The sequence below is a fragment of the Chryseobacterium sp. TQ-BC-N36 genome, assembly GCF_058382295.1.
On sequence record NZ_CM178175.1, the window covers coordinates 5,145,921 to 5,168,951 of the forward strand.

Here is a 23,031-nt window from a genome sequence, read left to right on the forward strand (position 1 = left end):
AATTATACTATACTATTCATGACTGCTGAAGAACTGAAATCAGGATACATTTTTTTATTGGATAAGCCTTTGGACTGGACTTCCTTCCAGGCTGTCAATAAAATGAAATATAAGCTTAAAAGAGAATTTGATCTTCCTAAAAAATTTAAAATAGGACACGCAGGAACCCTGGATCCCAGAGCAACCGGCCTTTTGATTGTCTGCTGTGGTAAATTTACAAAGAAAATTCCTGAGATCCAGGACGCTCCCAAGGAATACTGGACTGAAATCAAGCTTGGTGTACAAACGGAATCCTACGATACAGAAAAACCTGAAATTCTTCAGCAGGATATTTCTCATATTACGGAAGAACAGGTAAAAGACGTTCTGGGAAAATTTGTAGGAGAAATCGAACAGAAGCCCCCCGTATATTCAGCCATTAAAATTGATGGTGAAAGAGCATACAATCTTGCAAGAGCAGGGGAAGAAGTGGAAATGAAGGCAAGAAAAACCACCATTCATTATATGAAAGATATTAGAATAGATTTTCCTCTTGTAAGTTTTATCGTAGGCTGTTCAAAAGGAACGTATATCAGAAGTCTGGCTCATGATATCGGACAGGAACTGGGAGTGGGCGCTTATCTGACACAGTTAAGGCGTACCAAGATTGGTGATTATGCGGTTGAAGATGCTACAGATCAGTTCCTGAATAACGATTACAGATTCGAAAGCCTATGAAAATAAAATTATCCTTTTTCTTATTGATCGCGTTTTTTATCAACACCTTTTCTCAGGAAACAGAAACAGGAAAATCAAAAATGGATTTTTATTTTAATCCTTCGCTTAATGTAGGGTTTAATATCAATAAGAAGAATCAGACCAGCAATTCGCAGTATATTGAGAAAAGATCATTACTGGGAAATCTGACTTATGGGATCACTGCTATAGGAGGATATAATTTTCTTCCTAACTTTGCACTGGGAACAGGATTGAAGTATAGCTTTATTCAGGATAATTACCATCTGATCTATTGGGTTATCCAGCCAAAGATTATTTTTTCTCCCGGAGACCGACCATTTTATATTGATATTAACTATGGAAAGCAGCTTAATCATTCTGCAATTTCAGATACAGAATTCTGGGGAGCCAGACTGGGAATGCAGGTTTCCTATTCAAAAAGGTTAAGTCAGGAAGGAGGAATTGTTTTTGAATCACATAAACTTAAAGAAGGAGCTGATGGTTTTTTTATAGGCTTAAGCTATGGAATTACTATTTTCAGCAATAAAAATTATACCGGTTACGGAATAGACTAATGGAAAAGACGCGTATCAATAAATATTTATCAGAAGTAGGGTACTGCTCAAGAAGGGCGGCAGATAAGCTTCTGGAAGAAGGAAGAATCAAAATAAACGGTAAAATTCCTGAATTGGGTACAAAAGTTTCAGATGAAGATCTTGTAGAAGTAGACGGAAAGCCAATCAGAGAACCTCAGGAAAAACCTGTATACATTGTTTTTAATAAACCGGTAGGAATTGTCTGTACTACGGATACAAAGCGTGAAAGAAATAATATTGTAGACTACATCAACCACCCGAAAAGAATTTTTCCTATCGGCAGACTGGATAAACCCAGTGAAGGACTTATCCTTCTGACGAGCGATGGTGATATAGTCAATAAGATTCTGAGAGCCCGTAATAACCACGAAAAGGAATATCTTGTCCGCGTAGATAAACCGATTACTCCAAAGTTCCTTGAAAAAATGAGAAATGGGGTTCCAATTCTTGATACGGTGACCAGAAAATGTGAAGTTGAGAAGATTGACGAAATGAATTTCAGAATTATTCTTACCCAGGGGCTCAACAGACAGATCCGAAGAATGTGTGAATATCTCGGATATGAAGTCAAAAAACTGAAACGGATCCGTATCATGAATATTAAGCTCGATCTCCCGATCGGAAAATGGAGAGATCTGACCGATGAGGAGCTTCATACCTTAAATTCTTTGCTCGCTGATTCCAGCAAAACCTTTGACTAAAATTTTTAATTTTTAATTTCATCTTTTCAGGTAATAGAACCTGAAACTTATTTCTTTATCTATTATTAATAATTTTTCACATATTGGTGTAATATATTTTATTTTTCACTGAAAATATTTTATATTTATGATACTAACAACCATAATCAGAAATCATGAAATTAAAATTTAATTCAGTTCCCTTTCTTGCTATTTTGGCACTTTTTACAAGTTGCCTAAATGAGAACCATAATCCCGACCATCCCCATGATACGTCGTTTTACATTGATTACAGAAGTTTAAAAGGAGCATCAGACGGAATGGCCGTTATTGAACTGGATCCCGAAGCCCCGAATTTCGGAAATATCAGCAGCAGACTTGAATTGGGTATTGGTGTATTGCCCCATCATATCTATTACAATCAGAATGCAAAAAAGATGTTCACCACCGCTTTGGGAGGCAGCTATCTTTATGAAATAAAAACAGGAAAAGATCAAAACGGACAACCTCAATTAATAAGTGCAACTCCCATTGATACGGGAGAGAATACGGTAGGTGAAAATTTATTTTTTACGAATGACGGAAGATACTTCATGACCTTTATGGGTGGGGCAGGCGGTCCGAAAGACGGCAGTGTAGGGGTTTTTAATGCGAATAATAATCAGCTTGTCAAAACGATTAAATCTCCCATTCAGGCCAATTCCAACAAGTTTATCATGTATCCGCATGGTATTTCAGTGAACGAGGAAAAAGGATTGGTGATGGTAACCTCCACCATCCACCCGGATCTTACCACCGGGATGGGTAATACCTGTACATTATTAGACCTTAATACCTATGAAATAAAGGAAACCTATCAGGTAGCAGATTCACCAACGGATTTATCTGCTCCCGTCGAAGTTTTACTGCTGCGTGGGAAATTTCCGCAGTATGCACTTGCTACAACAATGCTTGGTGGTGACATCTGGATGGCTCCCTACAATACTACGACCAAAAAATACGATGCTTTTACCAAAATCTTTGACGGAAGTACAAAAGGATTAGGGTGGGCCCTTGAAATGTATATTGACGATTCCAACAAGCTGTATGTAAGTTTTGCAGACCCTGGAAAAGTACTTGTTTTTGATATCAGCAATCTTCCCCAGTTAAAGCTTTTGAAGACTTTTGAAGCTGATAGAGGTGCACACCATATGGCCTTCTTTAAAACGAAATCAGGAAAAGAGGTGGTTGCTGTACAGAACAACTTATTGGATCTTCCCAATCTAAACTCGGGAACCATCAGCGTCATTGATATTAATACAGGAAAAAAGCTGGGGACAGTGGATTTACGCAATCAATACGGAATCCTGCTGGAATCAATTGAAGGCACTAATGGTCCCAGCAGTTATATGCATCACTAAAATTTAAAATAGAGTTTTAAATGATCAAGAGACATTCTCAAACGCCAAATTATTTGACTTTTGAGAATGTTTCTTTTTATTTTATGTACAATCTCATTTTTTCTTCGTACTCGGGTTTCAACTTTAAAAATTTCCATATTTTTTTATCATCAGGATAACTGATTCTGTAGAAAATAATTTTGTCCGCAGAATATTTAAAGTAGGGATGGTTTTTAAGCCATTCCTCGGGAGCATCCACTAATGAATACCTGGGAACATCTGTGGCGTTCAGAGGGGCTATTGAAATCAGTTTTTGAACAAGATCCTGATCAATATGATAAGTCGTTAAGATTTGCTGTTTGTTGACAAAACCTCCCAGCTTCTTTCTGAAACCAATGATTGAACCGGCACTTCTTTCATCCAGTCCGAATTCTGTAAGCTGTTTGAACGTAATGACATTAAGATCTGTTTTTGAAAAATCCGTTTTTTCCTGCTGCCGTTCCTGAAGTTTAATATAAGGTTTTATTTCCTGGAATTTTTCAGCAGAAATCACAAAACATTTCTGAAGATCATCTATGCTTTTAAAACTTCCCCGTAAATTCCGGTCCCGGTAATTGATGATGATAACAGCCTGTTTTTCTGAGAATCCAAGTGCTTTCCAGCCTTCTGTATCCAACTGATTGGGATCAAAATAATGATATTGAATCGTTGTTTTAGGAGTGTTCTTTGCTGAATTTCTAAAATTTTCGGGGGTCTTTGCAGGCAATAAAAGATAAGGTTCAATTTTGCTGTAATTTTCCGGTGAAATAATAAAACATTCTTTAAATTTTTCTTTACTGATGAAACTTCCGCCCAGGTAATTTTTATATTTTAAAATAGCCGCTGCCTGTTTTTCACTGAAACCCATTTTGATCCAGTCGTTTACAGAAAACTGATCAGGATTGAAAGCTCCTGAAATCGTAATTTTTTTCTTTTTAAAAACATCAGTCTCCTTTGGATGATCTCCTCCCGTTCTTTTAGGAAGTAGAATGAAAGAGGCCAGTTCACTGAATTTCTCCTGGGAAATGGCATAACATTTTTTAAGCTGCTCTTTTGAAGTGAATTTCCCACCTATAATATCCTTATACTTAAGAATGGTGATGCTTTGTTTCTCTGAAAATCCGAGTTTCTGCCATTGCTCCTTACTCAGTACATTGGGATCAAAATCTGAAAGGCTGACAGGTACTGAAGCATCTGCAATGAATGTAACTTCAGGGAAAGGTTCTTTTTCCCTGCTCGTATATTTCTGATAGGCAAGCAAAACAGTCAGCAACGTGGACATAAAAGCCAATTTCTGGTAATAGTTTTTTCTCATCATCCAGTAAACATATTCATAAAAACAAAGCATTGCAATAGTTAGGCATGAAATGGTTAAATATTGAATAGGGAAAGTGCTTTATTGTTTAAAAGATAATGAAAATAGCGAACTTTTGTGTGATAATTTCATGAATATCATGATTGAATTTTCTATGAGTTTTTGTTTTTATACGACAAGTATTTGTTGCTTTGCAGATGGGATATAATTTTTTTTGACAAAACTTTATTTAACATCAGTCTCTAAACATCTTTTATAGAGTTTCTTAAGTAAGGATGAGGAGGAATAACTCTCAATTTAAAAGAAAATTTCATGTTTGATAAAATTTCTAAAATCTTTTATTTGGTTCTCCCTTATAATATCCGTTAACAAGATCGTCTGTATGGGGCATAGCTAATATATAACCCGGTTTTATTACCATGTTTTTGAACGGGCAATTAAGGGGGCATCCGGAAGCTTATGAATAGCAAAGTCCGTAAACAAAAAATCCACTGCAAATTTAGACTGCAGCGGATTTTTTATATTTTATCCTATTTATTCACTATCTCTTTCTCCCAAAGATTCTTTCAGCTTGATTAATTCAGCTTTTACAAATTCCAGACGGTCAATGAGGGTAATGGTTTCGGAGATTTTACTGTTGGTGGTGAGGGCGATACGGGCTCCGTCAAGGGTATATCCTTTCTCTTTTACCAGATGGTAGATCATCTGAAGATTTTTGATGTCTTCAGGAGTGAAATACCGGTTCCCTTTTCTGTTTTTTTTAGGCTTGATAATAGGGAATTCCTGTTCCCAGTAACGTATTAATGAAGTGTTTACATCGAATGCTTTAGCCACTTCTCCTATAGAATAATACAGTTTATCAGGTAAATTTATTTTCATTTTACGACTCCTAAAGTTCAAAGATAAAAATTTTTTAAAGTTTTATCCAAAATATATGATAAAAAGTGCTGTATGACTTTTGTTGCGTAAGATCAATGTATTTTATTCATAAATAAGTGACAAAAGGTTAAATGAGTCTGATTTTTTTTAATATCTTAGTGAGACTCAAACCATTAATGATATGAAATATTATTTCTTTATTTTCTCACTGATGCTTCCTTTTTTAGGATATTCACAGTGGACAAGAACTGAGCTCAGGTCTCAGAAAGTTAAAAAATCACAGGAAAAACTTGAATTTTCCGGGCTTTATGCTTTGAATACTGATCAGCTAAGACAGACATTGAAGAATGCCCCGGTCCGTTTTTCAAATGAAAAAGGAGTGGTTATTTCACTCCCTGCCGCCAGCGGAAAGCTGGAAAGATTCCAGGTCTGGGAATACTCCAATATGGCCCCTGAATTACAGGCGAAGTTTCCTGATATCAGGTCTTATGTAGGAACAGGACTGGAAGATCCTTCTGCATATGTAAGATTCAGTCTTTCTCCTGTTGGTTTTTCTTCTATGATCACCCGGTCGGGAATTTCTGAGTTTATTGAACCCTATACTGAAGACAGGACGGTATATGCTGTTTTTGATTCCAATGCAAGAAGAGGGCAGGACAAAGAACCTTTTGAGTGCGCTACCCCCAATAAACCAGAAATCAAAAATTCTGAAAAAAAAAGCGGTGCGGTCAATAAAAAGGTAGCAGGTTTTAATATTTTCAGACTTGCTATTACCTGTACAGCAGAATATGCAGAATATCACCTTACAGCAGCAGGAACACCCGCAACTGCAACCGAGGCACAGAAAAAGGCCGTTGTACTGGCAGCAATGAATGCTACTTTAACACGTCTGAACGGTGTTTTTGAAAAAGACCTTTCCCTTCATTTTAATCTGGTTGCCAATAATGATGCTGTCATTTTTGTAGACTCCGCTTCACCTTCTTATCCTTATACAGCATCGGATGAACAAAACCAGGCCGGTCAGACAACAATTACCAATCTCATTGGAGCAGCCAATTATGACATGGGGCATATTTTTGACCGTGAGGACGGTAACGGATATGCACCGGGAGATATCTGTGATGATGCGACTAAGGCAATGGGATGGACAGCCAGTAATTTTCCGGAAGGCGATAATTTTGATATCGATTATGTAGCTCACGAAATGGGACATCAGCTGGGAGCTAACCATACATTCAGCTACAGCACTGCATCGGGGAATCTTGCTTCACTGGTGGAGCCGGGAAGCGGTTCTACCATTATGGCATACACAGGAATTACCAGCAACTATGATGTGCAGTTTAATTCCAATGATTATTTTCATGGATTTAGCGTACAGGAAATTAAAGACAGAATAAACAGTGTCGCCTGTGGTACAAATACACCTTTTGCGGATCCCGCACCATCCATAAATGCAGGTGCGGATTATGTGATCCCAAAATCTACAGCATTTGTACTTAAAGGAACGTCAACAGATCCCAATACAGCATCTTATACCTATACCTGGGAACAGATGGATTCAGGGTCATCTCAGACAGGAAACAATTCTATCCCATATCTTAACAAACCAAGTGGTCCTACATTCAGATCTGTGGTTCCGGTAGGTACACCTGTAAGATATTTCCCTGACTTTAATAAAGTGTTAGCCGGTGTTCTTACCACGAAATGGGAAACGGTTTCAGGAGTGGGCAGGAGTCTTAATTTTGCCCTGACTGTAAGAAATAACAGCATTACGGCACCTCAAACCAGTAAGGATGCAATGATGATTACAGTAAACAATGCTTCCGGTCCTTTTAAAGTCACTGCACCTGCATTCGGACAGTCTGCTGCTTCAGGATCAGCAGTAAATGTAACATGGGATGTGGCCAATACAACACAGGCTCCTGTAAGTACAGCGAATGTAAATATTAAACTGTCTACAGACGGAGGACAGACATTTACTACGATTGCTGCCAATACGCCTAACGACGGAAATGAGCAGGTTACCATTCCGACCGGATCTACGGCTACCAATGCCTATATTATGGTGGAAGCTGTAGGAAATATCTACTATGCGGTAAGCCCCAGCTTTGTTATTGATTATACAGTACAGGGAGAAAGCTGTACGACCTATACATACGGAGGGCCTGCAGTTCCTATTACCGATGGTCCCGGAGGAGCAGCTGCTATTGCATCTCCAAAGGTGTCAGCTCCTTTAATGGTAAACAATCCTGGGATTATTACTAAAATTAAAGTGACTCCTTCTGTTACCCATACCTATGTGAGTGATGTTTCACTGGGAATAGAAGGCCCTATGGGAACATCTGCCCTGATCTGGAACAGACAGTGTGGTTCCCAGGATAATATAACGGCTACGTTCAGTGATACCGGAAATACTGTTGTTTGTGCCACTCCAATTCAGGGAGAAGCCAAATCTAATGAATCATTGGGAATTTTTGTAGGACACCCAGCGCAGGGACAGTGGAAATTATTTGCTTCGGATAATTATACGGGAGATACCGGAACAATTAACGGATGGACGCTTCAGGTATGTACCCGCCAGACACAGTCATTAGGAATTAAAGAAACCAATTCTCCACTGGCAGATGACATTAAAATTTACCCTAATCCAAGTGATGGCAATTTCTTTGTCAAATCTCAGAATATTAAAGGAGAGGTGAAAATAAATATGTTTGATTCAAGTGGCAGACTGATCTATACTTCAGCATATAAGAGTGAAGGAAATACAACAAAAGAATTCAATGTAAATGTACCCAAAGGAGTTTATGTGATCAGCATCAATTCTTCAAAAGGAACATATAACAGCAAACTTATTATAAAATAACATACAATAGTTATAACAGATAAAGAGGATCGGTCTTGACCGGTCCTTTTTTTATTTAAATTTGTCATTTGTTATTAAGGCATGATGAATCCAATCTCAGTTCTTCATATTGATCTTTTCCAGGCTGGTAAAAATACTTCAGATTTTTACTTTAATACAATGAAGAATCATCTGGTGGTAGGGCATCGTCACATAGAAAAACCTCACAGGCATGATTTCTATGCAGCGGTTCTTTTTACCAAAGGAACAGGAGTTCATGAAATCGACTTTCAGAGGTATGAGGTTTCTGAAGGAAGCCTTTTTTTTCTGTCCCCGGGGCAGATTCACAGCTGGGAGCTTTCAGAAGATATTGATGGCTATATTGTCTTCTGTTCTCAGGAATTCTATGAAATGCATTATGTGAATCAGAAACTCAGAAATTTTCCCTTTTTCGGCTCTGTATCTTTTCCAAGAAAACTTCAGCTGGATGCTCATGAGCTGAAGAAAAATATTAATCTGTTCCAGGAACTGGGAGAAGAGCATCAGGCTAAAAATGTCATGAAAGAAGGGCTGATTCTGTCTCTGATGTCTCAGATTTTTATCAATGCTACAAGGTTATTTTCAAAAAAATTTGATACACAGGCTTCTGCTGCCGGACTTTCTTACTTTAAACATTATCAGGAATTTGAAAATCTGATTGAGCAGGAATTTGCAAAACAAAAATCAATTACTTATTACGCTTCCTTATTGGGGTTATCCGCCAAACATCTGAACAGGATCGTACAGACGGTTGTTCAGAAAACAGCTACCGAGGTGATTACTGAAAGAGTAGTGCTGGAAGCCAAAAGAATGCTGATGTATCTGGATGAAAGCCTTGTGGAAATAGCCTTCAGGCTGGGATACGAAGAGTATTCTTACTTTGTAAGGGTATTCCGGAAAACTTCCGGAATGACTCCTACTCAGTTTATGAGGAAATATAAGGCTTAATGAGTTTAAAACAAAAGGTTTAAATTTGGGGGAAATTAGGGAAATCTCAACTCCTTTCCCTAATCTCTACAGCCTATTACCTATAAAGCTAACTTAAATGGCCCTTCAAAAGTGGTTTCAAACGAATCGATCAGCTTCCCATTTTCATCAAACACGCCAATCACCATATTTTGTTTGGAGAATTTAATTTCTTTTTCAGGAAAAGAGATGTTAATATTCCCTTTCAGGATCTGGTCTCCTTTTAATATAATTTTTTCAGAACCGAAATAAGTGATCTCTGCATTAGCTGGGGTAATAACTTTAATGGTAAGGATTTTCTTTTCATTAGATTTGTTCAGAAGGGTATAAATAAAGGTATTGGTGATTTTACCATTTTTAACGAAAAAAGTAGAACCTGCCGGTTTGATGAATTTGGCTTCCATAGAACCACGGTCATACATTAAAAAACCAAGGAATCCGATCAGTAAAGCCAGAATTACAGTGGTTGCCTTCATTCTAGGGGTAAATCTGAATTTTTCCTGGTTTTCTATTTCAGCCTCTGTAGCATAACGTACCAGCCCTTTAGGCAGACCTACTTTTTCCATTACTTCATCACAGGCATCGATACAGGCTGTACAGTTTACACATTCGAGCTGCTGTCCGTTTCTGATGTCAATTCCTGTAGGGCATACTACAACACACTGGTTGCAGTCAATACAATCTCCTTTTCCTGCTGCTTTTCTGTCTTCATTGTTTCTCCACTTTGCACGGCCTTCCCCTCTTTTAAAATCATAATATACATTGATGGTCTGTTTATCAATCAGTACACCCTGAAGTCTTCCGTAAGGACAGACCAGTGTACATACCTGCTCACGGAGCCATGCAAAAACAAAATAAAATGTCATTGTAAAGAATATCATGGCTGTAAACTTCAGTGAGTTTTCAGCAGGACCTTCACCCATAATACGGAAAACCTCTTCGTATCCTACAATATACATGAACATGAAGTGGGAAATAACCAGAGAAATCAAAAGGAAAACAGACCATTTCGTCACTCTTTTACGGATTTTTTCTGCATCCCATTCCTGTCTGTCGAGTTTCATCTGTTTATTTCTGTCTCCCTCGATCCAGTATTCAATCTTACGGAAAACCATTTCCATAAAAAGCGTTTGCGGACACAGCCAGCCACAGAATATTCTTCCGAAAACCACGGTAAAGAGCATGACAAAAATGACAGAAGTCACCGCTCCCAGCGCAAGGATAAAAAAGTCCTGCAAGTAGAAGGGCTGGCCGAGAATAAAGAATTTTCTGTCGATGACATTGATGAGCAGAAAAGGATTATTGTTGATCTTTACAAATGGCAACCCGAAGAACAAGGCAAGAAGAATATAACTGGTGTAATTCCTGTAGTTGGTATATTTTCCTTTAGGTTTTCTGGGAAAAATCCACTTTCTTTTTCCGGTTTCATCCATGGTTCCCACTGAATTTCTGAAATCTTCGTTGTCAATTTCCAAAGACTTGATATTGTTGGACTCTGCGCTCATTGTTGTATGCTCTAAAAGTATTTTGGTACAATTTTCATCTGAATTCATCCCTTTTTTCAAAGAACATTCTCATGAAAAAATGATTGATCCATTACTGCAAAGCTCCGTATTATATTCTTTGACTACTAATAGGATCTACTTCAAAAATAGGACAATTAGGACATTTTTCGATTGCGATTTTTATTGTACCGAGATGAGAAAATATTTTGAAACCTCTGGAGCATATTGTAAATTGCAGATTTAAAAATGAAGAATGAAGAATATCTTTAAAACAGGCATGATTGGTTTGGTTTTGGTATTGATAAACTGTCAATCAGTAAATTATAGTAAAATGTTTTATGAAGGAGTACAGCCGGAAATGGTTTCCGACAAGTTCAGTTTCACAGAAGGACCATCAGCAGACCAGGAAGGAAATGTTTACTTTACCGATCAACCTAACGATAAAATCTACTATTGGGATTGGAAAACCAACCGGATCATCGAATTTTTAGATAAAACAGGAAGGGCAAACGGAACACACTTCGATAAAAACGGATATTTGATCACCTGTTCAGACGATCAGGGAGAAATCTGGAAAATTTCAAAGGATAAAAAAGTAGAAGTTCTGCTTAAAGGCTTTGAAGGAAAAAGACTGAACGGACCCAATGATGTCTGGAATGATGAATTTGGAGGTATGTACTTTACAGATCCCCTGTACGAAAGAGATTATTGGGTAAATTTTAAACAGGAACTGCCGCACAAAAGCCTTTACTACAGAAATAAGGAGGGAAAAGTAATCAAATTAGATACCTTCACGCAGCCCAATGGAATTGTAGGAAGCGAAAAACTGAAGAAATTATATATTTCTGATATTGATGCCGGAAAAACCTATGTGTATGATATTTTGGGTGAAGGAAAACTATCCGGAAAAAAATTGTTCTGTGAGATGGGGTCAGACGGAATGGAACTGGATAAGCATGGAAACCTTTATTTAACAGGCAATGGAGTACATGTTTTTAACCGTTCAGGAAAGAAGATTTACCATATTCTGATCCCTGAAAAATGGACATCCAATGTCACTTTCGGCGGAAAAAATAATGATATTCTTTTCATTACTGCTTCTAAGTCTGTTTATACTTTTCCAACCAGAGTAAGAGGAATAAAATAATAATTAAAATGTCATTGCGAGAAGCGAAGTGACGAAGCAATCCAGCCTTTCGCAATGACTTGTTTTTATCCGAACTGAAATCAGCTTTTTAATAGGCTACCTCCATTTTTACTTTCTTTCCTTTCAGTTTTTCGTTCTGAAGTTTTCTTAAAAGTGCATTGACTTTATTTCTGGAAACCGCAACGTAGGAAGTAGTATCTTTTACTTCAATAATCCCTACATCTTCTTTTTGAAGTTCTCCTTTTTTAAGCAAGTAGCCTACAATATCCACTTTGTTGACTTTATCCTTTTTTCCGGCACTGATGTAAACCGTCTGGAAAGGTGTTTTGTGTGGAACTTTGGTAAATCCGGCAACACTTTCTTCCGGAGTATTGTTTTTAATGAATGGGAAATTTTCCTCTTCAGTCATGATCAGATATACAAAGCCTTTGGCATTCATTCTTGCCGTACGTCCGTTTCGGTGGATAAAGGCATCTTCTTTAGGAGGCAGCTGATAATGAACAATAGATTCTACTTCGGGAATGTCAAGTCCGCGGGCAGCAAGGTCTGTTGTGATAAGGATCCTTGCAGAATCATTTCTGAATTTCAGAAGGGCCCGCTCTCTTTCATCCTGCTCCATCCCTCCATGAAAAGTTTCCCTGTCGATTCCCATCTGATGAAGAAGCTCAGAAATCCTGTCTACGGCATCACGGTGGTTACAGAAGATCAGTGTTCTTTTGTTTCCTATTTTACAAACGAGGTTGAATAAGGTATCCAGCTTTTCTTCCGGAATGGTCATTACTTTTCTCAGCTGAAGATCCGGTTTTACATCATTTTCTTTAAGGAAGCTGATGGTTTTCTCATCTTTTAACCCTGTAAATGCAGGAATCTCATCCATTGCTGTTGCAGAGGTTAAAACTCTTTGTGAAAGTCCTTTTAAAGAATGACAGATAAACTCCATATCATCATGGAATCCCAATTCCAAAGCCTTGTCAAATTCGTCAAGAACTAATGTCTTAACGGTCTTTGGATCAAAATTGTTATTTCTTACATGATAAGTAACCCTTCCCGGAGTTCCGATTAACACAGCCGGGGCTTCAATGAGGTTATTGACTTCAATCTTTTTATCATGTCCACCATAACAAACAGAAACCTTAAAATCAGTTCCCATTGATTTGAAAACCTGCTCAATCTGCAATGCCAGCTCTCTGGCAGGAACCAGTATCAATGCCTGAACGCCCTGAACATTTTTTTTCAGATTTCTGAGAACAGGAAATAAAAAAGCAAGGGTTTTACCTGATCCGGTAGGAGAGAGCAAAACAATATCTGTATTGTTTTCAGATGCCTTATAAGTGGATTTCTGCATCTGATTCATATCCTGAATCTGCAGTTTCTGATAGATTGATTGTAGTTCCATGCTGCAAAGGTAGTGATTTTTGGAGTTTGAGGTGGTTGAGAGTTTGGGGATGGGAGAGTTTTCAGGAATAGGTGGGCACCCATAGAAATTGTGATTTTTGTACCATAGCAACTGATGATTCACTTGCAGGAGCGAAATTCACTATTGACGTTTTACGGGAAACCATAATTTTAAACCAAAGACCGATCGTAGATTTGATCCAATAAAATGAATGCCATGAAACTCTATCAAACTCTTGAAAAACAGATTAAGAAAGAACCTAATTACGTTTCTGACAACGGGGAAATAAAAAAATGGGTGGTCCTGAATAAAGCTCAAAACTTTGATGAAGAACTGATCGGTTTACTGTTGGAAGACTCCGACTTGAAAGAAAAATTCTTTATAAAGGTAAAAGATGTCTGGGTATTTAAACAAAACCTTTTCATTCAGTTCCTTGAGCAGAAAAACTATCTGAATGACAGCTATACTCAATTTAAAAATAAAGTAGGATTAACTATTGACGGAAAACATTTGAAACAGCGCAATGAAGTCTCACTGGTATGGCCGTTTAAAGACTGTGTTCTCGAGGGCGGACAAAGCCGTGAAGAAGATAAAAGAGAAGAAATTTTCTTCAATGAAGTGCTGGCACAGGATGAAATTACTGAGTTATTGGACCCAAAAGTCCTGACGAATGCCAAACGGTTTGATAAAGATGGAGAACATCATTTTGACCAATTCAATAGAGATGAAAATGGTACTATTACTGATAATTTGATCATTAAAGGAAATAATCTACTTTCATTACATTCTCTGAAAAAAGAATTTGCCGGGAAAGTGAAGCTGATTTATATAGATCCGCCGTATAATACAGGAAATGATAGTTTTCAATACAATGATAGGTTTAATCATTCTTCTTGGTTAACTTTTATGAAGAATAGATTGGATATTGCAAAAAGTCTACTTACAGACGATGGGAGTATATTAGTTCAAGCCGATTGGAATGAAATACATTACTTAAAAGTCTTATTAGATTCTGTTTTTAATAGAGAAAATTTTAGGAATGAAATAATTTGGGCATATCACGGACCAGGGTCTCCTAAAATGAAACAATATAACAGAAAACATGATAATATTTTATGGTATTCAAAATCTACCTCTGACTGGATTTTTAATGGAGATGATGTTCGTATGTCATCCGAAGTACATGTTGGTGGTTTTAATAATGAAATGAATGCAAATGTAAGCAGTGAATATACAGATAGAGGAAAAATTCCTGAAGATTGGTGGGAAATGGGAAGAGATAAAGAGGAATTTGTAGAGGAGATGTCTAATCTCTATGATGAATATGAAAGAATTAAAAATAAAAACTGGTGGAAAATGGCTGTTGCAGCAAGGATTAGAATTGATGGTAAAAAACGTTCAGGTTATTTAACTGAAAAACCCTATAAACTTATAGAAAGATTTATTAAAGCTCACACAAATAAAAACGATATCATACTAGACTTTTTTGCAGGTAGTGGAACGACAGGTTTTGTTTCGAATTATTTGGAACGACAATTTATTCTGGTTGAGCAACTTGAAAATACACATGAAATTATTAAAGATAGATTTAAAGGAATAAATTATACTTACCTCGAACTCAAAAAATACAATCAAACCTTTATAGAAAAAATAGAAGAAGCAAAAGATGAAAAAATACTTCTTCAGATTTGGGAAGAGATGAAAGCGAAATCTTTTCTTAATTATAATGTAGATATTCAGAAACAGGAGCAGCATATTGAAGACTTCAAAACATTGAGCCTGCAGGAACAGAAGCAGCATCTTTGCGAGCTTCTCGACAAAAATCAGCTCTATGTTAACCTATCTTCTCTTAAGGATGAGAACTTTGCATGTACACCGGAAGAACAAAAAGTAACACAGGCATTTTATCAACTTAAACCCTAAACAGATGATATTTTTACACGAAATATTCAATAATCCGTTTGCCCGTAAGGCCCTGGCGGAAGTTCCCCTACCCAATGGAATCACTGACAATCTGAAATTTGGAATTCGTCCCTATCAGGAAGAAGCTTTCAGACGTTATTTGTATATGGAACAGGAAGATTTTGACGGTAAGCCCAGAAAACCTGTGCACCTCCTTTATAATATGGCAACAGGAAGCGGGAAGACGATGGTAATGGGAGGCCTGATGCTTCACCTTTATGAAAAAGGATACCGTAACTTTCTGTTTTTTGTCAACAGCAATAATATTATTCAGAAAACGAAGGATAACTTTCTTAATCCTCAGACTTCCAAATATTTATTTCGGGATAAAATAGTCATTGATGGCAGAGAAGTTTTTTTTAAACAAATCGATAATTTTGATGAATCCGATCATGAAAACATCAATATTAAATTTACCACCATCCAGCAGCTCCATATCGATTTAAACAATACTAAAGAAAACAGTGTCACCTATGAAGATTTTCAGGATAAGAAGATCGTCCTTATGGCAGATGAAGCGCATCATCTGAACAGCGGCACAAAAAACGGGAATCTGTTTGGAAGCTGGGAAGAAACCGTTCTGGAGATTCTGCATCAGAATTTTGAAAATATTCTCCTTGAATTTACAGCAACCTTAGATTATGAAAGCCGGGAAATTGCAGAGAAATATAAAGATAAAGTCATTTATAAATATGATCTCGCCCAGTTCAGAACGGATAAATTTTCCAAAGAGATTAATCTTGTCCGTTCCATGTATGATGAAGAGGAAAGAATCATTCAGGCATTGATTCTTAATCTGTACCGTCAGGAACTCGCCATTATGCATCATATTAATCTGAAACCTGTTATTCTTTTCAAAGCCAAGAAAACGATTAAAGAATCAGAACAGAATAAAGAAAACTTTCATAAGCTGATCAGTGACTTCTCTGAAACAATGGTAGATAAGATCAGGAAGACATCTACAGTTACTATTATTCAAAAGGCTTTTGAATTTTTTGAAGCCAGAAATATTTCAATAACGGATATTGTAAAACGGATACAGACTCATTTCAGAGAAGAAAACTGCCTGAGTGCCAATAATGACCTGGAAGCAGAGAAAAACCAGATCTTACTCAATACACTGGAAGAGGAAAACAACCCGATTCGTGCTGTATTTGCGGTACAGAAGCTTAATGAAGGCTGGGATGTTCTCAACTTATTTGATATTGTGAGATTATATGAAGACCGGGATGGGAAGGATGGTAATCCGGGAAAAACAACACTTTCCGAAGCCCAGCTTATCGGTCGTGGAGCAAGATATTATCCTTTTGCAGTGGAAGAGGGAGAAGATAAGTTTGTGCGGAAATATGATGATGAAATTTCAAACGATCTGAAAATTTTAGAAGAGCTGTATTACCACACCAAAGAAGACAGCCGTTACATTTCAGAACTTAAAAAAGCCCTTGTCGACTCCGGAATATACGAAGATGAGGCCAATCTTGAAATCAAACAGTTAAAATTAAAGCCTGTATTTAAAACCACAGAATTATACAAAAATGGAGTTGTGTTTTCCAACAGTAAAATACCCAAAAGTTTTACTCATATAAAGTCTTTTAAAGATCTGGGAATTAGTAAACCTAAGTTCAGTCATCAGCTTTCTTCCGGCGTTGGGAAAACTTCCAATGTATTTTTTGAATTGGAAAAACCGGTTTCTTCTGATGAAGGTATAAAATCTGAAGGCGTCAGAATTAAGGATATTCAGAAACATGTAGTAAGATACGCTTTAAGCCGCAATCCTTTTTTTTACTTTGATAATCTTTCGCGTTATTTCCCCAATATAACGTCCATCCGGGAGTTTATAGAAGATGAGAAGTATCTGGGTGGAATGGAAATCATATTCTACGGAATCCAAAGCCGTCTTCAGGAGATTTCACATTTCGATTATCTTCAGGCATTGAACAGGCTGCTGCAAAATATAGAAATGGATATTAAACACAACATTCCGGACTATGAAGGGTCATCATTCCAGGCGCAACCTATCCGACAGGTATTCAGGGATAAAGAAATCAGGGTTAAAAAAGGCAGTATAAAAGCAGATGGGCAGGAGAATGTGGTTTCGGAAGAATCCTGGTATGCTTATAATGCCAATTATGGGACCAATGAGGAAAAAAGGTTTGTTGAATTATTTTCCAGACGCTTCCGGGGATTAAATCAAAAATTTCAGAACATTCATCTGATCCGTAATGAAAGAGAAATTAAGATATTTGATAAGGCAGGACGTGCTTTTGAGCCTGATTTTATCCTGTTTTGCAGCAAAAAAAATGATAAACAGCTGAGTTATCAGGTTTTTATAGAGCCAAAAGGAGCTCATTTAATTGATTATGACAGATGGAAAGATGACTTTTTGAGAGAAATGGGAGATGAAAAGAAAACCATTACCATTCATACAAATGAATATTTAATAACTGCTGTCCCGTTTTATAACCATGAAAATGAAAGAGACTTCGAAATAGCTTTAGAAAAAACGCTTACAGGCTAATCTCCTTATAACCTCCTCTTTCTCTTTAAATTTTTAAATCCTTCCGTATTCTAATCAATCTTTCTGATATCCAGTTGTTTATAAGGAAAATCTGAAACGGAAAAACTGTTGTTTATCTTAAATAAAATCCTTATCTTTGCACCCACTTTTTGTGGTAAAGGTCTGAGAAAGTAAAATATTAAATATTAATAACTTCCGTATTTTTCAATCACATTGATTAAGACCGTTGAAAGAGAAGGAATACAAATTTTTTTAGAATTATGTCAAAAGAGACAAATTCAGCTGAATTATTATTAAACCAAAACGTAGCACCTGAACAATTTGACTGGGATTCTTTCGAATCTGGTCTTGATGCTGATGCTAGAAAAGAGAAAAGCGATTTAGAAGAAATCTACAACGGATCATTAAACAATCTGGACGATAATGACGTTCTGGTTGGTAAAGTTGTAAGATTAACAGATAAAGAAGCTATCGTAGACATCAACTTCAAGTCTGAAGGTGTTATTTCTCTTAACGAATTCCGTTACAACCAAGGCCTTAAAGTAGGTGATGAGGTAGAAGTAATGGTTGACAAGAGAGAAGACAAAACTGGTCAGTTACAATTATCTCACAGAAAAGCTAGAACACTTAAAGCTTGGGATAAAGTAAACGAACTTCACGAAACTGGTGAAATCGTTAACGGTTTTGTTAAGTCTAGAACTAAAGGTGGTATGATCGTTGACGTTCACGGAATCGAAGCATTCTTACCTGGTTCTCAAATTGACGTTAAGCCAATTAAAGATTACGATCAGTTCGTAGGAAAAACTATGGAGTTCAAAGTTGTGAAAATCAACCCTGAGTTCAAAAACGTAGTAGTTTCTCACAAAGCATTGATCGAAGCAGATATCGAAGGTCAGAAAAAAGAAATCATCGCTCAGCTTGAAAAAGGTCAGGTTCTTGAAGGTACTGTTAAGAACATCACTTCTTACGGTGTATTCATCGACTTAGGTGGTGTAGATGGATTGATCCACATTACAGACCTTTCTTGGTCTAGAGTGAACCACCCATCTGAAATCCTTGAGGACGGACAGACTGTGAAAGTGGTTATCCTTGATTTCGATGATGAGAAAACAAGAATCCAGTTAGGTATGAAGCAATTAGAAGCTCATCCTTGGGATGCTCTTTCTGCTGACTTGAAAGTTGGAGACAAAGTAAAAGGAAAAGTAGTAGTTCTTGCTGACTATGGTGCATTCGTAGAAATCGCTCCAGGTGTTGAAGGATTAATCCACGTTTCTGAAATGTCTTGGTCTACTCACTTAAGATCTGCCGGAGATTTTGTAAAAGTAGGTGATGAAGTGGAAGCTGAAGTATTAACTTTAGATAGAGAAGAAAGAAAAATTTCTCTTGGTATCAAGCAATTGTCTAAAGATCCATGGGAAAATATCGAAGCTAAGTATCCTGTAGGATCTCAGCATGTAGGAACTGTAAGAAACTTCACTAACTTTGGTGTATTCGTAGAGTTAGAAGAAGGTATCGACGGGTTGATCTACATCTCTGATCTTTCTTGGACTAAGAAAATCAAGCACCCATCTGAGTTCTGCGCAGTAGGTGATAAATTAGACGTTGTAGTTCTTGAATTAGATATTCAGGCTAGAAGATTATCTCTAGGTCACAAGCAATTGACTGAAAACCCATGGGATAAGTTCGAAACTAAATATGCTGAAGGAACGATCCACGCTGGTAAAGCAGTAGAAGTTCATGATAAAGGAGCTTCTGTTCAATTCGAAGATGCTGAGGTTGAAGCTTTCTGTCCTTCAAGATTATTAGAGAAAGAAGATGGATCTAAAATCAAAAAAGGTGAAGAAGCTGAATTCAAAGTAATCGAATTCAACAAAGAATTCAAGAGAGTAGTAGTATCTCACACAGGTATCTTCAGAGATGAAGAGAAGAAAAACGTAAAAGAAGCTTCTTCTAGAAACGTAACTTCTTCTTCTAACAACGAAGAAAGATCTACTCTTGGAGACATCGATGCATTAGCAGAGTTGAAAAGAAAAATGGAAGAAGGTAAATAATCTTTGAACCATTGATCAATATACAGCCGCTCATTTGAGCGGCTTTTTTTATGAGTATTATAATAAAAGAGAAGCAGCGTTTTTAAACATTAAAAATGCATTATTTTTTTTACTGTCATATTCTATAAGACACTTTTTGGAGTCAATTCATTCGATTTAAGAATTTTAAATGTTTATTAAATAAGGTTTTATAGATGATTATAATTTTAAAAATCTTCATTATGTGAATTATAAATTTCTCTTTGAAAGATATATAGTAATAAAAATATTTTATTGTTGAATTTTGCGTAAAAAAAATAATATTTATTTGTTAAATATTTGTAGATTAGCGCCTTTAATAATGGATATGAAAAACAAAGCTCTACCTCTTTTGTTTGCGGTATTTTCTGCATTTCCTGCAATACTGTTCGGACAAGATAATGAAAAATTGATTAAAGATTATATTTCTCAAAATAAAATAAGGGAATATAAAAAGTCCGGCCTTAATAATATTATTGTCGATAATGTAGATCCTTCAAAATCTCTGAATGGTAATGTTGTGAAATTTTTACAGACCTATAATGGTTTACCGGTATACAGCGCTGTAGGAACAGCATTGATTAAGGACAGTAAAATTGTTTACTATACAGATAACTTTATTAAAGATTATACTGCATCTACATCAGGTACAGCGGCTATTAACAAATCAATGGCTCTTCAAAAAATTGCAGAAGAACTGAAGAATCCTGATATTGCGAATTTTACCATTCTTGCCTATCTTGAGAAAACTCAGAAGAAAGCAACAGCAGCCAATCAAAGACTTGTGTATACGAACGACGATAATGGAAATTTACGTCTGGCGTATGAATTTACTTTAATGGAACCAAAATCTCCGAATTACTGGAATATTTTGGTAGATGCCAATAATGGAAATATCCTGTTAAAAAATAACCTGACGCTGTCTTGTAATTTTCACCATGATGCATATGGATCAGATGCTGATTATAGTCATGCCAATCATTTTGAAAATACATTAATAGGACCTCAGAATAATGTAGCAGAGAATAACGCTCCATTGCTTTTACCGGATAATGCATCATATAATGTATTTCCATTACCTATTGAAGCGCCTACTTTTGGTTCAAGATCAATCATTACTAACCCCTGGATTCTGAGTGCTTCCCCTGAAGGATGGCATTCTGACGGAATTAATCATTATACCATAACGAGAGGAAATAACGTTTTTGCCTATGAAGATGTAGCAGGAACAGCTTTAACAGCTCCTAACTATCTTACAGGGACTCCCGCAGAAGGAGGAGCAACAAGAAACTTTGATTTCCCTTTTAATATCAATGAATCTCCTGTAAACAACAGAAATGCTGCTATTACCAACTTATTTTATCTGAATAACAGAATTCATGATGTTTTCTACAAGTTTGGATTTACAGAAACTGCCAGAAATTTCCAGCAGAACAATTTTGGTAATGGACCTGTAGGGGGAGATGATGATTCTGTATATGCAGAAGCTCAGGATGGAAGCGGATTAAATAATGCAAATTTCTCTTCGCCAATGGACGGTTACAATGGGAAAATGCAGATGTACCTTTGGTCTCCGGTAGGAAGAGTGTTTTATTATAATGCTCCTACTGCTGCTGTTTCCCGTACACCAGGAGCCGGAACTGCACAGTTTGGAAATCCGCTACCTATGAACGGAATAACTGGGGACATAACACTTTCATCAGTGTTGGATGGCTGTACAGCGTTGCCGGCAAGTTCATTGGTTAATAAAATAGGACTGGTTGAGAGAGGAACATGTGCTTTTGCTGTTAAAGTAAAAAATCTTCAGGATGCCGGAGCTAAAGCAGCTATTGTATATAACAATGTAGCGAATGGCTCTACTATAGGAAATATGGCGGGTAACGATCCGACAATTACAATTCCTTCCGTATTGATAACCAATACAGAGGGAGAATATATTAAAACTCAGCTTGCAGCAAGTACAACCGTAAATGTTACCCTAAAAGGAAATATGACTCCGGATGGCAGCTTTGATAACGGAATCGTAACCCATGAATATGGTCACGGAATATCAAACAGGATGACAGGTACCGGATACAACTGTCTGAATTCAGGCGTGAGTAAAGAACAAATGGGAGAAGGCTGGTCTGATTTCTTTGCTCTGATGTTGACCAATAAAGCCGGTGACAATGCTACTGTAGCAAGAGGTACAGGTACTTATGCTTTGGGACAGGCGATAACAGGTGCTGGTATCAGACCAGCAAAATATTCTACAAACCTTTCTGTTAATGGATTTACTTACGGAAATACCAATGGAATGGAATACAATAACGGATCAGCAATAGTGCCGGATGTACACTCTATTGGTTTCGTTTGGGCAACCATGTTATGGGACCTTCACTGGAAATATGTTGAAAAATATGGGTATGCTTCAGATGTATTATCAACCACTCCAAATGGAAGTACAAAAGTTTTACAGCTGGTAACTGATGCTTTGAAATTACAGGGATGTAATCCAAGCTTTATTGATGGAAGAAATGCAATATTGGCTGCAGAATTAGCTACCACACAGGGACAGGATAAATGTATGATCTGGGGCGTTTTTGCAAGAAGAGGTCTTGGAGTGAATGCATCTGCAGGAGTTAAAAATAATATCAATGATCAGGTTCAGGACTTCAATGTACCGGAAGAATGTCTGCTGGCTACCCATGAAGTAAATGCTGATAAGAATAAAAATATCTCTATCTATCCAAACCCTGCTAAAGACGAATTTTATATTAACTTCCCAAGCAATACCCTTGGAAAAGTGAGTGTAGAACTTTATGATATGTCTGGTAAGCTGGTTTCTTCAGAAGATAAGATTTCACCGGATGCCAAGAAAGCAATCTCTACAAGCAATCTTGTCAACGGAACTTATATGGTTAAAATAAAAGGACTTGGTTTCGAAGCAGCTTCGAAAGTAATGGTTAAAAAATAATTTACTTTTATATTCATTTCAGAATC

15 protein-coding genes are annotated in these 23,031 nt (G+C 36.9%); 11 read left to right on the top strand and 4 right to left on the bottom strand.

From position 1 onward, the window contains the following. The first annotated feature begins 18 nt into the window (after window positions 1–18). The 4 genes from truB to AC3FI7_RS23310 all read left to right on the top strand — a co-directional run bounded on the left by truB (window position 19) and on the right by AC3FI7_RS23310 (window position 3,393). Window positions 19–717 (top strand): tRNA pseudouridine(55) synthase TruB, encoded by a 699-nt coding sequence (gene truB / locus AC3FI7_RS23295; protein ID WP_142725842.1) that lies wholly within the window; start codon window positions 19–21, stop codon window positions 715–717. Next, the gene (locus tag AC3FI7_RS23300; RefSeq protein ID WP_142725841.1) at window positions 714–1,292 is read left to right on the top strand and encodes a hypothetical protein; all 579 of its coding nucleotides are present in this window, start codon (window positions 714–716) and stop codon (window positions 1,290–1,292) included. The genes truB and AC3FI7_RS23300 overlap by 4 nt, the downstream gene beginning before the upstream one ends. Next, the gene (gene rluF / locus AC3FI7_RS23305) at window positions 1,292–2,014 is read left to right on the top strand and encodes a 23S rRNA pseudouridine(2604) synthase RluF (protein ID WP_142725840.1); all 723 of its coding nucleotides are present in this window, start codon (window positions 1,292–1,294) and stop codon (window positions 2,012–2,014) included. Before AC3FI7_RS23300 ends, rluF begins: the two co-directional genes overlap by 1 nt. Window positions 2,015–2,169: 155 nt before the next feature. After that, entirely contained in the window at window positions 2,170–3,393 is a 1,224-nt protein-coding gene (locus tag AC3FI7_RS23310; protein ID WP_491461026.1) for a YncE family protein, read from the top strand. Between the two features lie 76 nt (window positions 3,394–3,469). On the opposite strand, the gene AC3FI7_RS23315 is transcribed toward AC3FI7_RS23310, so the two are convergent. Further along, window positions 3,470–4,759: a helix-hairpin-helix domain-containing protein gene (locus tag AC3FI7_RS23315; RefSeq protein ID WP_491461027.1), complete on the bottom strand. Its 1,290-nt coding sequence runs from the start codon at window positions 4,757–4,759 to the stop codon at window positions 3,470–3,472. A gap of 501 nt (window positions 4,760–5,260) precedes the next feature. Beyond that, a complete protein-coding gene (locus tag AC3FI7_RS23320) occupies window positions 5,261–5,605 on the bottom strand; it encodes a MerR family transcriptional regulator (RefSeq protein ID WP_089696136.1) in 345 nt (114 codons plus the stop codon). Window positions 5,606–5,786: 181 nt separating this feature from the next. On the opposite strand from AC3FI7_RS23320, the gene AC3FI7_RS23325 reads away from it, so the two are divergent. Together AC3FI7_RS23325 and AC3FI7_RS23330 are read left to right on the top strand one after the other, a co-directional pair. Continuing rightward, window positions 5,787–8,468, top strand: coding sequence for a reprolysin-like metallopeptidase (locus tag AC3FI7_RS23325; RefSeq protein ID WP_491461028.1), 2,682 nt, complete (start codon window positions 5,787–5,789; stop codon window positions 8,466–8,468). Between the two features lie 84 nt (window positions 8,469–8,552). Then, window positions 8,553–9,434 (top strand): AraC family transcriptional regulator, encoded by an 882-nt coding sequence (locus tag AC3FI7_RS23330; protein ID WP_491461029.1) that lies wholly within the window; start codon window positions 8,553–8,555, stop codon window positions 9,432–9,434. Between the two features lie 80 nt (window positions 9,435–9,514). Here AC3FI7_RS23330 and ccoG read toward each other — a convergent pair whose 3' ends face one another. Continuing rightward, a complete protein-coding gene (gene ccoG, locus AC3FI7_RS23335; protein ID WP_343658998.1) occupies window positions 9,515–10,957 on the bottom strand; it encodes a cytochrome c oxidase accessory protein CcoG in 1,443 nt (480 codons plus the stop codon). 253 nt (window positions 10,958–11,210) lie between these two features. Here ccoG and AC3FI7_RS23340 point away from each other — a divergent pair, with 253 nt between their 5' ends. Then, complete coding sequence (locus tag AC3FI7_RS23340) at window positions 11,211–12,104, top strand: SMP-30/gluconolactonase/LRE family protein (protein ID WP_491461030.1); 894 nt, start codon at window positions 11,211–11,213, stop codon at window positions 12,102–12,104. Between the two features lie 88 nt (window positions 12,105–12,192). On the opposite strand, the gene AC3FI7_RS23345 is transcribed toward AC3FI7_RS23340, so the two are convergent. After that, complete coding sequence (locus tag AC3FI7_RS23345; protein WP_142725548.1) at window positions 12,193–13,500, bottom strand: DEAD/DEAH box helicase; 1,308 nt, start codon at window positions 13,498–13,500, stop codon at window positions 12,193–12,195. A 216-nt stretch (window positions 13,501–13,716) separates the two neighbouring features. Here AC3FI7_RS23345 and AC3FI7_RS23350 point away from each other — a divergent pair, with 216 nt between their 5' ends. From AC3FI7_RS23350 to AC3FI7_RS23365, 4 genes are all read left to right on the top strand, one after another. Further along, a complete protein-coding gene (locus AC3FI7_RS23350; protein WP_491461031.1) occupies window positions 13,717–15,423 on the top strand; it encodes a DNA methyltransferase in 1,707 nt (568 codons plus the stop codon). 4 nt (window positions 15,424–15,427) lie between these two features. Next, a complete protein-coding gene (locus AC3FI7_RS23355) occupies window positions 15,428–17,980 on the top strand; it encodes a DEAD/DEAH box helicase family protein (RefSeq protein WP_491461032.1) in 2,553 nt (850 codons plus the stop codon). 260 nt (window positions 17,981–18,240) lie between these two features. Continuing rightward, window positions 18,241–20,031, top strand: coding sequence for a 30S ribosomal protein S1 (gene rpsA / locus AC3FI7_RS23360; protein WP_142725551.1), 1,791 nt, complete (start codon window positions 18,241–18,243; stop codon window positions 20,029–20,031). Window positions 20,032–20,377: 346 nt separating this feature from the next. Next, complete coding sequence (locus tag AC3FI7_RS23365; RefSeq protein ID WP_491461033.1) at window positions 20,378–23,005, top strand: T9SS-dependent M36 family metallopeptidase; 2,628 nt, start codon at window positions 20,378–20,380, stop codon at window positions 23,003–23,005. Window positions 23,006–23,031: the final 26 nt, after the last annotated feature.